Raw genomic sequence first — 13,351 nt, 5'->3', positions numbered from 1 at the left:
CTCCTCTCGTTTCGGTTCAGCCGCACCTGGTTTCAAGTGTTTGGTTTATTCAACCGAAGTGCGCCCTCAAATAAAGCTAACATCGGCTCAATCTCACTTTTTAAGGTTCGTGGACTGCGAGCCATAACCCAATCCGTTGTAGCCTCATCTAAGGATCCAAAGATCATTTGACGTGCTACCCTTGTATCGATTTTGGGAACTTCTCCGCTTTCTATGCCCTGTTGGATCACCTCCTCAATAAGATTGAAATAATCCACCACTGTATTATTAATGTGTAACCTGATACGGGGATCAGACTGCCTGAGTTCCAACTGAGTTACGATGGCAATGGAACGATTTTCCTCCATATAAGAAAAATGGGTTTTGACAATGGTCTTTAAACGGGCTTCCGTTGTCTTGCACTGAGACAGTTCTTTACTCATAGAGGCAATAAAATCTCCCATGCGTTCTTGAAACACTCGTATGAGCACATCTTCTTTACTTTTGAAATACAAGTAAATGGTACCATCTGCAACCCCAGCCAGACGGGCAATCTTATTCACCTGACAATGATGAAATCCGGATTCTGCAAAAGCTTCGATGGCAGCATCGAGAATCCGCTGAAATTTACCCTCGCGCTGCGCGTCCATGGAAATCTGCACCTCACCTCTTAACCTATGTAGTCTTAACATTCCAACTGAATGAATAACCATTCAGTTGGACACATCATAACATATACTTTTGAAAAAATAAATAGATTTTTCTGAACTTTTTATTATTTTTTACAGCTTTATTTATAATCCACAGCTCATCACAAATCTTGATCAATACTCCCTGCTGTCGTATGATAAAGTCATAACCTGTATAGATTTATTCCACTCTCATGAAAGGGCGAATAGAATGAAAGTCAGAATTTTTAGTTCTCCGGATTCCAGAATTTTAGAAACTCAAGTCAATGCTTGGTTAGAGGCTAACAATTGGCTGAAGATAGTGAAGATTACCCAGAGTACCGGCACTGCAACCGTCCTTTCCATCTGGTACGAAGAACCCAATGTACCCCTTCTCGGTTAACAAGCAAACTGTATAAGAACCTGCAAAAAGAGAAGCTATTGCCCGTTTAGGCTAAATAGCTTCTCTTTTTGACTTAAAACACGTTCCGCCGCATCAAAAGCAGTTTTATGAGGAAATACTAAGAGTATTCCTGAGAAATTATACTGCTTTAAAAAGGATGGTGTTTATGAAGGTTTCCCTTTTTGCCACCTGCCTGGCCAATGCCCTCTTTCCCGACGTGGATCTGACCATGGCAAGAATCTTAGAACACTTAGGGCATACTGTGGATGTTCCCGAGGGCCAAGTCTGCTGCGGGCAGATCGCCTTTAACTCCGGGTACTTTGATGACGCCCGGGAAGTTGCCCGGACCCTGATTGACTCTTTGGAACATAGCGAAGTCGTAGTTAGCCCCAGCGGTTCCTGCGTAGCCATGATCCACGATTATTACCCCATTTTATTTGAAAACGATCCCCTTTATCTGAAAAAATCCCAGGAACTCATCGGCAAAAGTTATGAATTCACCCAATTCATTGTCGATGTTTTAAAACAGCCGGATTTAGGAGCTCATTACTCTGCCAAAGCTACCTATCATCCCTCCTGTCATGCCACCAGGCTCTTAGAGGTTGGAGACGCTCCCTTAACCCTGCTTGAACATGTCAAAGGTTTGGAACTCCTGCCCCTGCCCGAAGCCCATCTCTGCTGCGGATTCGGGGGAACCTTTTCAGTCAAGATGCCGAAGATTTCCGAAGCCATGGTAGCTGAAAAAGCCCAGCATGTTCTGGACTCCGGAGCGGATTTGCTCCTGGGCCTGGACATGGGCTGCCTGATGAACATCTCCGGTTATTTGGAAAAAATCAATAAGCCTGTGAAAACCATGCATATAATTCAGCTGCTGGGGGAGGGAATCAAATTATGAGCACCTTCAACTTAACTACCGAAGAGCGGGTGGATGCGGCCCTTAAAAACGATTTTCTGCGCCAGGCCACGCGCAGGGCCACAGACCGTTTAAGAAACAACAAATACAAAGCCTCTGATGAACTGGGAAATTGGGAGGAATGGCGGAATGCCGGCGCATCCATTCGCGCCCATGTGGTTGCCAACCTGGATTATTATCTAAAACAGCTCATTGAGCAGCTGGAAAAGCGGGGGGTCCATGTCCACCTGGCTAAGACCCCGGCGGACGCCGTGGGGATTGTACGCAAGATTGTGCAGGATAGCAGCGCAAAAAAAGTTCTTAAGTCCAAATCCATGATTTCTGAAGAAGTCCATCTTAATCACGCTATGGAAGAGGATGGCATTGAGATTGTGGAAACGGATTTGGGGGAATACATTATTCAGATTGCCGGTGAGCCCCCTTCCCATATTATTGTTCCGGCTATGCATAAGACCCGCCAGCAAGTTGCCGATTTATTCGAGCCCATCGCCGGTCATGCCTTAAGCTCCGACACGCCCACCCTGACCCGCTTTGTGCGCATACAAATGCGGGAAAAGTTTCTCAGCGGGGATATCGGCATCACAGGCTGCAACTTTGCTGTAGCCGATACCGGCAGCATTGTCATGGTGACTAATGAAGGAAACGGCCGCATGGTCAGCACCCTGCCCCGGGTGCAAATCACCCTCATGGGTATGGAACGGATTGTCCCTTCCTTCCGGGAGCTGGATGTCCTTCTCAACTTGCTGGCCCGCAGTGCTACAGGCCAGCGTCTTTCCAGCTACACCACCATCCTCACTCCCCCTAAACGAGGCGGCGATGCCGACGGTCCCGAAGAATCTCACCTGGTAATCCTGGACCACAATCGTTCTGAAATCCTCGGGGATAAAACCTTCCGCCCGGCTCTCAACTGCATTCGCTGCGGAGCCTGTTTTAACGTCTGCCCCGTCTACCGTCAAATTGGCGGTCATGCTTACGGCTCTGTCTATGCAGGACCTATAGGTTCTGTGATCACGCCTTTATTAGAAAAAGATTGGAAAAAATGGGGTCACCTGCCCTACTTCTCTTCCTTGTGCGGCGCCTGCTCCGAGGCTTGCCCCGTCCATATCCCCTTACACGACCTCCTGGTCAAACTGAGAATGCGCAAAACCCAAAGCGGCCACACTCCCCAAGTTGAGCAGCAAATCTTTAAAGCCTACCGGTATTTCTTTACCCGGGAAAAGACCTTGCGCCGCTTCCTGAAACTTGGCGCCCGCCTGCAGTTTCCTCTCGTGCACAACAATCGTATCACCGGCGGTCCTCCACCTCTTTCAAATTGGACAAAAAGCCGGACCCTGCCTAAGGTTGCTCCCCAGCCCTTCATGCAAATGTGGGATGATTTAAAAAATAAGAGGTGAGAACAATGAGTGATACCCATGAATTTATCAATCATCTGGCCTCAAAATTAGGCCGCCCTACCCCATCCCAGGCTCCCCCAGCCGTGGACATCAATGTCCCTCAGTACCATTTGTCACGTTCTGAAGAACGAATATCCGTCTTTTTGCAGAACTGGCAGGCTCTTGGCGGTAAAGGCGCCATTGTCAAATCCGTTGACGATACCGTCCGCTGTCTTAAGGAGTGGTTTGGCGACCAGGCGGATACTTGGCTGAAAGAGTACAGCCAGGCAATCTTAGCCTGGGATACTCTGCCCCAGCTGGCGGAATCCGCTTTTTCTGCTCTCAGCTGGCCTGTCACCCGCTATACTCAAGCCGCCGCCACTCCCCACGACCGCTACCTGGCCGCTGCCCGGGCGGAACTTGGTATAACGGGTTCCGACTGGGGAATCGCTCTTTCCGGTACGGTTGTGGTTAACAGCGATCCTCAAAGAGGGCGTGCCATCAGCCTTCTCCCGCCCCGGCATCTCACCTTCATTGAAGGCCAAAAAATCCACAGCAACCTCTCGGAAGTACTAACCGAGCTTTCAGCCTTAGGAAGTCCTCCGGCCGCTGTTGAGCTGATCTCAGGTCCCAGCCGAACCTCGGATATTGAAATGGATTTGTCCATCGGAGTCCACGGACCCATTGAAGTCTATGTGGTGATTATAGATTCTTAAATAAAATACTCGATCTGAGCTTCCGGGAAATAGATTTTAGCCTGTTCCAGAAAAAACTCTTTCATCTCCAAGATCTCCTCCGGCTGGTAGACGTATTTACCGTAACCGAACTGCCCATATTTAAATTTCCGCACATCTTCTTCCATGGGCAAGGCTGAGTTCGGGAATACTCCTAAGATATTTGCTTTCGCCCTTGAGGTAAAACGATGAGAAATGAATTCAAGGGTCATTTCTTCTGAAGACCAGCCGGAGGGTGCTCTTTTGCTCAATTCCTGAGCAGTATGCTCAATTAAACGCCTATAAGCCTCCTGCCACCCTGGAAAGCGAAAAATCGGCGCAATAATAAAGCCTAAAGGATAGTTGGCCTGCAGCACCTTCCCTGAGGCAATAATTCGTTCTTCCGGAGTGGGGGTCCCATGTTCAAACTTCTCAACCACTTCGGCGCAATTTAAACTAAAGCGAAAACGGGTATGCCCTTCATGCCGGGCATCCAATAAGCTATCCACATCCGTATACTTAGTAACAAAGCGAAACCTGCCCTGGGGCTGGCGGCCAAAAAACTCAATTGTTTGCTTCAGGCTGCCGCTGTACCGTTCCACGGGAATGGGATCCGAGGTGGCAGCCCCTTCAAACCGGGTGATCTCCGGGAGCCGCTCCTCAATGAGCTTAGACGCCGTCTCCAAAATTTCCTCCAAATTGACATAAATCCGTATATAAGGCTTCTTGCCCAGAGTGGTGGCTAAATAGCAATATTCACACATACCCGGACAACTGGTCACCAAAGGCAATTGATAATGAGCGGATGGTTTACAGGATTGAAATTTCTCACTGCGGCGTACTCCGATCACTAAAGTTCGTTTAGCTTCCCGGTACTTGGCCGCCGGGGTTTTCCCAGGTATGCCAGTAACCCTGTTATGTGACGTGGTTGGGCTGATATCAATGCCCATCTGCCGGAAGCCCTCGACAAGCCTCTTACCCAGAGGATAGTCCAGGGCTGCAGGCTCGTAAAATACCCGGGTGGGAATGAATTGTGACGACATTTTTCTTCACCTCAGGTCTAGGTTGCCCCAAGGCTTAGAAACTAAAACTTCCCGGATTTAAAAATTGAAACAAACAGCCAAAGCAGCATTAAGCCCGCCATGGCAGCTCCAATCTCAATCACAGAAATATGCCAGAACATAATGGGCTGCTGACCTAAAGCTGAGGCAATAATAATCCCGGCCATGACAATGCTGAAGGAAAGCAAAACGATACTAAAGGACAACTGATTGGTGACCCGGTCCATCTTCCTTAAAAATATGTCCAGCTCTGGGACACTTACCTCAATTCTGATTCGCCCCCGCACTAAGTTTCCGATTAAATCCTTCAGTTGTTTAGGGAGATCCACTAACAAATCACTATAATCCGAGATATTATGCCATACTCTCCCCGCGATGGTACTCGGACGGTAACGTTCTTTCAAGAGCTGAATGCCAAAGGGTTCCGCCATGTCCATGATACTGAGAGCGGGATCCAGCTTTTCAACCATTCCTTCCAGAATCAGCAAACACTTGGCAACCATGGTGAAGTCGGAAGGAATGCGAATCCTATGGCGAAAAGCCACCTCAAACAGATCACTGATGGCCTCACCTAAGCCAATCCGGCTCAGTGGCACATCCATGTACTTATCCCGCAATTCATCCACATCATTGGTTAGAAGGGTGAGATTCACTTCTTCCGGGACTATGCCAATGCGCAAAACAGCTTTGATCATACTCTCCGTGTTTTGCCGCATCATGGCGATAATTAAAGAAGCAAAATTATGCTTCATGTCTAAGGTCAGTCTGCCCACCATACCGAAATCAATAAAGGAAATCACCCCGCCTTTCAAGAGAAAGATATTGCCGGGATGGGGATCGGCATGAAAAAAACCTTCAATTAAAATTTGATGGAAGAGTGCCTTAACAAGTTGTTCCGCTAATTGTTTATGGTCATAGCCGTGCTTGTCCAGTTCTTCAAACTGATTGAGCCTCAAGCCCTCAACGAACTCCATGGTAAGCACCCGGCGAGTGGTAAAATCCCAATGGATCTTTGGTATATAAACGCTTTTATCCTCTTTGAACTGCTTGGAAATTCTCTCAGCATTGCGGGCCTCAATGGTGTAATCCAGTTCATTGCGCAGGGATTTTGCAAATTCTTCCACTACATCTCGTAATTGCAAACGTTCCATCCGCTTCATCCGATTTTCCGTCATCGTGGCCAAATCTAAAAGAATCTCCAAGTCGGTTTCGATCATGGCTTTAATCCGCGGGCGCTGCACCTTAACTGCCACATACTCTCCCGTTGCCCGCAGCCGGGCCCGGTGAACCTGGCCAATCGATGCGGCAGCGATAACCTCCTCATCAAACTGGGAGAAAATCTCTTCCAAGGGGTAACCCAGTTCCTCTTCAATAATCTCCCTGACTTCCGCAAAGGAGAAAGACGGTACATTCTCCTGCAGTTTTTCCAGTTCAGAAAGAATCTCCGGCGGAAAAATATCCGCCCGGGTACTGGCAATCTGGCCTATTTTAATATAAGTAGGACCCAGTTCCTCAATAACTAACCGTATTCTCTCCCCAAAGGACACGGGGTCAATTTCTTCCGTATCCGTAAATAAGCGTTTGGGCAGAGAAAGCATATGTAAAAGTCCCATCTCTTCTACGAAAAAGCCAAATCCGTGACGAGCTAAGACTTTAGCAACATCTCGATAGCGTTTGATATGTCGTATTCGTTTCCCAATCATAAGAATTCGTCCCCTTTGCTCAAGGTTCGAAAGCTATAGTATGAAAGACTGAGTGAAGGCCTGAAAATGTTTTTCAGGCCCTGTCGTACTTTTTTCTATGATAGTTTGTTTTCCAGTTCTTGAATGCGTTTTTCCAAGCGTTCAAAATCTGCTTTGCTTGGAACGTTCAGCTCCTTAAATACCTTTTCCAATTGTTCGTGAATCCGGGCATTCAATTGTTTTTGTCCGGCTTCCCCTTTTTCCAGCAATTCATCGATGAGGTCCTTTGATTCTGCTGACGAAACCTCGCCTTTTCTCACCAATTCCTCAACAAGCTTTTCAATCTGTTCTTTGCTGACAACAGCTAAACCTAAGCCTAAGGATAATCCCTTTTTAATAAGGTCTTTCATTAGCGCATCTCCTCCTTAACCTATTACTCAAACCACAATGTCTTTCTTCTATTATAACTCTTTGTCATATTACTTACACTTATGATTGTTTACAAAAAAAGTTATTCTTATGAATACATTGTGAACATTTAATTAATACCAACAACTACCAAAGACAAGCCCTGAATAATCCGTTATACTAAGAAACAACTTCGGCCGTTCTTATAGGTTGTAAGAATCAAGCTTTAGTCTGCAACGAAAGGAATGACGATCTTGAAACTCATTGCCAGTAGAATCTGGGACCATTACTTGGTTCCTACCCTTTCTACAATCTTATTTGTGACTATTATCACAGCATCACCAACCCCACTTGCAGGAAAAATGAATAATGAAGAGCTACAAACCATTGCTGTCACCCAACCCGCTGCACAACCTCAAACAGCAGCGCCTTCAAATACAACGGACACTGCATCTGTATCTGATCCTGCCGTGCCCGCTTCCGCCCCGGCAGCCCCCGCTCCGTCAACATCCGTTAAAAAGGAGCAGCCGAAAACCACTACAAGCAAGACCGGCAGCACCCAAAAGGCAACGCCTTCTGCCAGTACCTCTCCAGCAACGCCGGCTAAACCCACGACCCAATCAAAGGCAAGTTCTGTGATTGCCACCGCTAAACAATATATTGGCGTGAAATATGTCTACGGGGGGACCACTCCCTCTGGCTTCGACTGCTCCGGTTTTGTGCAATACGTTTTCTCGAAAAACGGTATCAGCCTCCCCAGAGTATCACGGGATCAGTATAAGACTGGAACATCCGTTTCATTCAGCAGCTTACAACCGGGAGACTTAGTCTTTTTCTCCTTAGCTAAAAACGGAATCGTGGACCACGTGGGAATTTATGTGGGGAACGGTCAGTTTATCAATGCCTCCAGTTCAAAAGGCGTAACCATCTATACGTTAGGAAGCTATTGGCAATCCGCTTACCTGGGAGCTAGACGCGTACTTTAGCCTGCTGCCGGCTTGCTAATCTATGGGTTCCTCCGCCATAACTTAGTTGAAAGTCATTTATGGGAGGGGAATTAGCGGATGGAATTGCGGCAAAATCATCAATCCACGTAAAATCAAGGACATGTTACGTTAATACTGCCAGCTTAAAAATATGCAAGCTGGCAGTATTTCGGAAGACAATCCCAGGTTTTTATGCGCCTGTTAAGGGTTCACAGCTATTGCATATGGGCTAGAACCTACCGTAATAGTGGCAATAACAGTATTGGTATTTCCATCAATGACTGAGACATTGTTGCTGCCATGATTTGCAACGTATATCCCATTCGTCAAAGGATCTACACCGACTCCATTTGGGTTACTACCTACAGCAATAGTGGCAACAGCAGTATTTGAACTTCCATCAATAACCACGACATTGTTACCGCTGTAATATGCAACGTATATTCGGTTAGTTATAGGATTTACACCCAGACTCCGTGGGGAGCTGCCTCCCGTACTAATGGTGGCAAAAACAGTATTAGAAAGCCCGCTGATAACCGAAATATTGTTATCGACTACATTCCCAACGTATATTTGGTTCGTTTCTGAATTCACACCTTCTGGATTTGAGGAAGTACCTACTGCAATGGTAGCAATAACAGTATTGGTATTTCCATCAATGACCGAGACATTGTTATCATTTGACACGTAAATACGATTTGTTGTCGAATTCACACCTATCCCACGCGGACCAGAAGCTAACGTAACAGTGGCTGTAACCGTATTCGTACTTCCATCTATGACAGAGACATTGCTACTGAATACATTTGATACATAAATGAAGTTTGTTACCAAATTCACACCTACTCCACGAGGTTGAGTACCCACTGTAACAGTAGCAGTAACAGTATTGGTACTCCCATCAATGACAGAGACATTTCCACTGCCACGATTTCCAACATAAATAAGGTTTGTTTCTGAATTCACACCTATAGACCATGGATTAGTACCTACCGTAACGGTGGCAGTAACAGTCCCGGTACTCCCATCAATGACAGAGACATTGCCATCGTCTCCATTTGTCACATAAATATAGTTAACGGAAACCGGAATTGACGGACCAGCCGGCCCTGTTGCTCCGGTTGCTCCTGTTGCGCCCGTTGCTCCTGTGGCTCCTGTGGCTCCTGTGGCACCCGTTGCTCCGGTGGCTCCTGTAGCTCCTGTGGCTCCTGTGACCCCTGTTGCTCCCGTTGCCCCCGTAGACCCTGTTGCCCCCGTAGACCCTGTTGCCCCCGTTGCCCCCGTTGCCCCTGTTGCTCCTGTCGTTCCCGTTGCTCCTGTCGCTCCTGTTGCCCCTGTTGCTCCTGTTGCCCCTGTTGCTCCTGTGGCTCCCGTTGCTCCGGTCGCTCCTGTTGCCCCTGTGGCTCCTGTGGCTCCGGTTGCCCCAGTTGCTCCCGTTGCTCCTGTGGCTCCTGTCGCTCCTGTCGCTCCTGTGCTCCTGTTGCGCCGGTGGCTCCTGTTGCTCCTGTTGCTCCTGTTGCTCCTGTTGCTCCTGTTGCCCCTGTCGCCCCCGTTGCGCCCGTTGCTCCTGTGGCTCCTGTTGCTCCTGTGGCTCCTGTTGCTCCTGTCGCTCCTGTGGCTCCTGTGGCTCCTGTTGCTCCTGTTGCTCCTGTTGCTCCTGTTGCTCCTGTCGCTCCTGTCGCTCCTGTAGTTCCGGTCGCCCCAATAGGTTCAAGTTCCGCGGGTACTAATCGATGCGCGGTCGTCAATGTTCCTGCAGCATTTTTACCCCATGCTGAAATTACAACAGCATCCGTACTCGTAGTAAACTGATATTCAAATTCATTAAATTGAGCATAATAAACTCTTGTTATTGCTGCCCCAGATGTCAAATTTATAAGCTCTAAAACATACAGGATTTTTGTAGTACCTGTCACGTAAAAACCATCAATCTGAACAGTTTCAGCACTTGCACTATCATTTGATATATTAACAGTAAACGTTATTGTAGGTCTTACCCCTGCCACCGGGGTATTCTCAATCAAGCCTGTTGTTAAGTTAGCCATTATCTTGTTGCCTTACCTCCCTTTTCTTTAGAGTTTTAATGGATTTAACCTGTCTTTCTCCCTATCGATAAAGTAGTGCCAACTTCAAGATTTTGTATCCAATTCTGATTCTCGAGCAAGCTAATAACTTTACTAATATGCACTACTATTTATTTCCATTTTATGGTTATTACGCTTTATTGGTTATGTCTTTTTTCGTTAGTTTAATTTATTATGTAAAAGGCAGGTAGCTGTACGAAAGCAAAAGGCAATCAGAGAATGCAGGTGTCCAAAATATTCGAAGAAAAGCGGCCGAAATCAGTGACGGCGGTATATTTTTTCCATCGCAAATTGTTTTGCTGGCGTCCCGTATGGGTTGTAGCTCCCTGTAAATAAATAGCCCGCCCATGTATGTCACGGCTGCCATACGGCCTCCAACTTTTGTTACAAAGGCATGATTAGTTCCTCCGCCATAACTTGGTTGAAAGTCATTTATGGGCGGGGAATTAGCGAATGGAATTAGGATATCCTGTTAATCCTGTCCCTGTTTCAATAACTCCTCAAGAAGATTGATATTATTCAAAATACCTTTATCCTTCGGCCGGTAAGATAGTGCTATTTTATTATGCTGATAGGACAGGTCATACCGGCCTAATTGATAATAACAAAGACCAAGCTGCATATGGGGCAGCCAAGTCCTGCTCACACCGCTGACAATAGCCCAACTGTTCTCCGGCATTGGTACTTCAATGGCCTGTTTATACCAGTAAACAGCCTTGTTTAATTCATTTTTCTGCAGAAAATAATAACCCAGCCGGCAGCATGATTCAGGGCGGGGAATATCATACTGGAAGGTCTTGAATGTAAGGGCCAGTTCCTTTTCTTTATCATTAAGCTGGCAATAGCAGTCAGCCAATCTAATACAGACAAAAATCTTGTTTTCCTCTGTATTATTCTCATCTTCTAAAAATTTCAAATAGAATTCTATTGCTTTTTTATACTTTTTATGATGATGTAATTCGCTTGCATAATGGAAAATATCCTGGACCGTGAACTCTTTTCCCTGGAGAAGCCGGTTTTCATAAATTTTGAGGTTGCGGTCTGTATTCTTATGGTTTTGCTTATGCGTTACTGCAATTTCACTGTCAAATATCTTCCCATCAACTGATAAATCTTCATGAACGGCACCGTGCCACTTGGCGTTTTTCACCCTTTTAACGATACGAATCCGCCTGACATTCAGTGTTGTATTGTCATGTTCATCAAAGTCGCAATGATACTCCATGGAAACAGCATCCACCGATGGGTCAAGGGACTGTTTTAGCTGCAGCATTTTCTGCCTGTCCTCCGGTAAAAGCAGGTCATCCGCATCCAACCACATAATGTAGCCCATCGATGCATGCGAAAAAGCAAAGTTCCGCGCAGCAGCAAAATCATCAATCCACGTAAAATCAAGGACATGTTCTGTAAGTTTGGCTGCAATCTCTTTGGTCTTATCGGTTGAACCCGTATCCACAATAATGATTTCATCCATAATGTCACTAACAGAGCTTAAACATCTTTCAAGGGTATCCTCCTCGTTTTTTACAATCATACAAAGGCTGATTTTCATAAGCCACCTCGCTGAGTATTTCTTATATATGCTTATGCTTAATAATAACGGTATGAGACAGACGATATTACCCATATGCATTAAAACAGCCAGCTTACAATGCAAGCCGGCTGCTTTCTAAAGATAAATTTAAGGGCGCGTATTAAGGGTTCACACCAACTGCACTTGGGTTAGTGCCCACAGTAACAGTGGCGGCAACAGTATTCGTACTTCCATCAATGACCGAGACAGTGGTGGCGCCGCCATTTGCCACGAAAATCTCGTTCGTTGAAGTATTCACACCTACTCCATCCGGACCGGTGCCTACCGTAACGGTGGCAAAAACAGTATTGGTGTTTCCGTCAATGACCGAAACACTGCTAGCGCCATCGTTTGTCACATAGATTCGGTTCGTCGTAGAATTCACACCTACTCCGCACGGAGCAGTGCCTACCGTAATAGTGGCAGTAACAGTATTCGTACTTCCATCAATAACTGAAACAGTGTTCGTGTCATTATTTGCTACGTAAATATGGTTTGTTGCCAAATTCACGCCTACACCAATCGGACCACTACCTACCGTAACGGTGGCAGTAACCGTATTTGTGCTTCCGTCAATGACCGAGACGTTGTTTCCGATATTATTTGCCACGTAAATAAGGTCCGTTTCCGAATTCATACCAACGCCTTTCGGACTAGAACCTACCGTAACGGTGGCGGTAACCGTATTCGTGTCTCCATCAATAACTGAGACATTGCCTTCGGTATTTGCCACATAAATAAGGTTAACGGCAACCGGAATTGACGGACCAGCCGGGCCTGTTGCTCCTGTTGCTCCCGTTGCCCCTGTTGCTCCCGTTGCTCCGGTCGCTCCTGTTGTGCTCCTGTTGCTCCTGTCGCTCCCGTTGCTCCTGTGACCCTGTTGCACCTGTCGCTCCTGTCGCACCGGTAGTTCCGGTCGCCCCAATAGGTTCAAGTTCCGCGGGTACTAATCGATGAGCGGTCGTCAATGTTCCTGCAGCATTTTTACCCCATGCTGAAATTTCAACAGCATCCGTACTCGTAGTAAACTGATATTCAAATTCATTAAATTGAGCATAATAAACTCTTGTTATAGCTGCCCCAGATGTCAAATTTATTTGCTCTAAAACATTCTGGATCTTTGTAGTACCTGACACGTAATAACCATCAATCTGAACAGTTTCAGTGCTTGCACTGTCATTTGATATATTAACAGTAAACGATATGGTAGGTCTTACCCCTGCCACCGGGGTATTCTCAATCAAGCCTGTCGTTAAGTTAGCCATTATCTTGTTGCCTTACCTCCCTTTTCTTTAGAGTTTTAATGGATTTAACAACTTTAAGATTTGTATCCAATTTTGATTCTCGAGCAAGCTAATAACTTCACTAATATGCACTACTATTCCATTCCATTTTATGGTTATTACACTTTATTGGTCATGTCTTTTTTTGTTACTTTAAATTTCAGATAATGTCCATATAATTTTTCTTAGGTAAAAGGCAGGCAGCTGTACGAAAGCAAAAGGCAA

General features: G+C 46.2%; 13 protein-coding genes and 1 pseudogene. 5 read left to right on the top strand and 9 right to left on the bottom strand.

Features of this window, described 5'->3' with window-relative positions; translation table 11 throughout:
* Positions 1 to 32 precede the first annotated feature (32 nt).
* Positions 33 to 629 carry a fatty acid metabolism transcriptional regulator FadR gene (gene fadR, locus DESOR_RS07335; protein WP_014183977.1) on the bottom strand — a complete coding sequence of 199 codons (597 nt, stop codon included), beginning with the start codon at positions 627 to 629 and terminating at the stop codon, positions 33 to 35.
* Between the two features lie 250 nt (positions 630 to 879).
* Between fadR and DESOR_RS29625 the strand changes: the two genes are divergently transcribed.
* From DESOR_RS29625 to DESOR_RS07320, 4 genes are all read left to right on the top strand, one after another.
* A complete protein-coding gene (locus DESOR_RS29625; RefSeq protein ID WP_014183976.1) occupies positions 880 to 1,050 on the top strand; it encodes a hypothetical protein in 171 nt (56 codons plus the stop codon).
* Positions 1,051 to 1,216: 166 nt separating this feature from the next.
* Positions 1,217 to 1,945, top strand: coding sequence for a (Fe-S)-binding protein (locus DESOR_RS07330; protein WP_014183975.1), 729 nt, complete (start codon positions 1,217 to 1,219; stop codon positions 1,943 to 1,945).
* A complete protein-coding gene (locus DESOR_RS07325) occupies positions 1,942 to 3,357 on the top strand; it encodes a LutB/LldF family L-lactate oxidation iron-sulfur protein (protein WP_014183974.1) in 1,416 nt (471 codons plus the stop codon). The genes DESOR_RS07330 and DESOR_RS07325 overlap by 4 nt, the downstream gene beginning before the upstream one ends.
* Before the next feature lie 5 nt (positions 3,358 to 3,362).
* Positions 3,363 to 4,052 (top strand): LutC/YkgG family protein, encoded by a 690-nt coding sequence (locus tag DESOR_RS07320; protein WP_014183973.1) that lies wholly within the window; start codon positions 3,363 to 3,365, stop codon positions 4,050 to 4,052.
* Here the strand turns inward: DESOR_RS07320 and splB are convergent.
* The 3 genes from splB to DESOR_RS07305 all read right to left on the bottom strand — a co-directional run bounded on the left by splB (position 4,049) and on the right by DESOR_RS07305 (position 7,202).
* Positions 4,049 to 5,092, bottom strand: coding sequence for a spore photoproduct lyase (splB, locus tag DESOR_RS07315; RefSeq protein ID WP_014183972.1), 1,044 nt, complete (start codon positions 5,090 to 5,092; stop codon positions 4,049 to 4,051). The two genes, DESOR_RS07320 and splB, sit on opposite strands and share 4 nt — an antisense overlap.
* A gap of 41 nt (positions 5,093 to 5,133) precedes the next feature.
* Entirely contained in the window at positions 5,134 to 6,813 is a 1,680-nt protein-coding gene (locus tag DESOR_RS07310) for an ABC1 kinase family protein (RefSeq protein ID WP_014183971.1), read from the bottom strand.
* 95 nt (positions 6,814 to 6,908) lie between these two features.
* A complete protein-coding gene (locus tag DESOR_RS07305) occupies positions 6,909 to 7,202 on the bottom strand; it encodes a phasin family protein (RefSeq protein WP_014183970.1) in 294 nt (97 codons plus the stop codon).
* A 252-nt stretch (positions 7,203 to 7,454) separates the two neighbouring features.
* Between DESOR_RS07305 and DESOR_RS30925 the strand changes: the two genes are divergently transcribed.
* Positions 7,455 to 8,186 (top strand): C40 family peptidase, encoded by a 732-nt coding sequence (locus tag DESOR_RS30925; RefSeq protein WP_014183969.1) that lies wholly within the window; start codon positions 7,455 to 7,457, stop codon positions 8,184 to 8,186.
* A 201-nt stretch (positions 8,187 to 8,387) separates the two neighbouring features.
* Here DESOR_RS30925 and DESOR_RS30920 read toward each other — a convergent pair whose 3' ends face one another.
* The 5 genes and pseudogenes from DESOR_RS30920 to DESOR_RS30915 all read right to left on the bottom strand — a co-directional run bounded on the left by DESOR_RS30920 (position 8,388) and on the right by DESOR_RS30915 (position 13,108).
* Positions 8,388 to 9,251, bottom strand: coding sequence for a YncE family protein (locus DESOR_RS30920; protein ID WP_014183968.1), 864 nt, complete (start codon positions 9,249 to 9,251; stop codon positions 8,388 to 8,390).
* Between the two features lie 75 nt (positions 9,252 to 9,326).
* Positions 9,327 to 10,231, bottom strand: a pseudogene (locus DESOR_RS29980) (hypothetical protein); the annotation flags it as partial.
* Positions 10,232 to 10,742: 511 nt separating this feature from the next.
* Positions 10,743 to 11,804 (bottom strand): glycosyltransferase, encoded by a 1,062-nt coding sequence (locus tag DESOR_RS07290; protein ID WP_242832469.1) that lies wholly within the window; start codon positions 11,802 to 11,804, stop codon positions 10,743 to 10,745.
* A gap of 160 nt (positions 11,805 to 11,964) precedes the next feature.
* Positions 11,965 to 12,576 (bottom strand): YncE family protein, encoded by a 612-nt coding sequence (locus tag DESOR_RS28515; RefSeq protein ID WP_242832519.1) that lies wholly within the window; start codon positions 12,574 to 12,576, stop codon positions 11,965 to 11,967.
* Positions 12,577 to 12,586: 10 nt separating this feature from the next.
* Positions 12,587 to 13,108 (bottom strand): hypothetical protein, encoded by a 522-nt coding sequence (locus DESOR_RS30915; RefSeq protein ID WP_427854232.1) that lies wholly within the window; start codon positions 13,106 to 13,108, stop codon positions 12,587 to 12,589.
* Between the last annotated feature and the right edge of the window lie 243 nt (positions 13,109 to 13,351).

The sequence above is a fragment of the Desulfosporosinus orientis DSM 765 genome (assembly GCF_000235605.1).
Taxonomy (GTDB): Bacteria; Bacillota; Desulfitobacteriia; order Desulfitobacteriales; family Desulfitobacteriaceae; genus Desulfosporosinus; species Desulfosporosinus orientis.
Note: the sequence above shows the minus strand (reverse complement) of the source record. Positions and strands in the feature narration are given on the sequence as shown.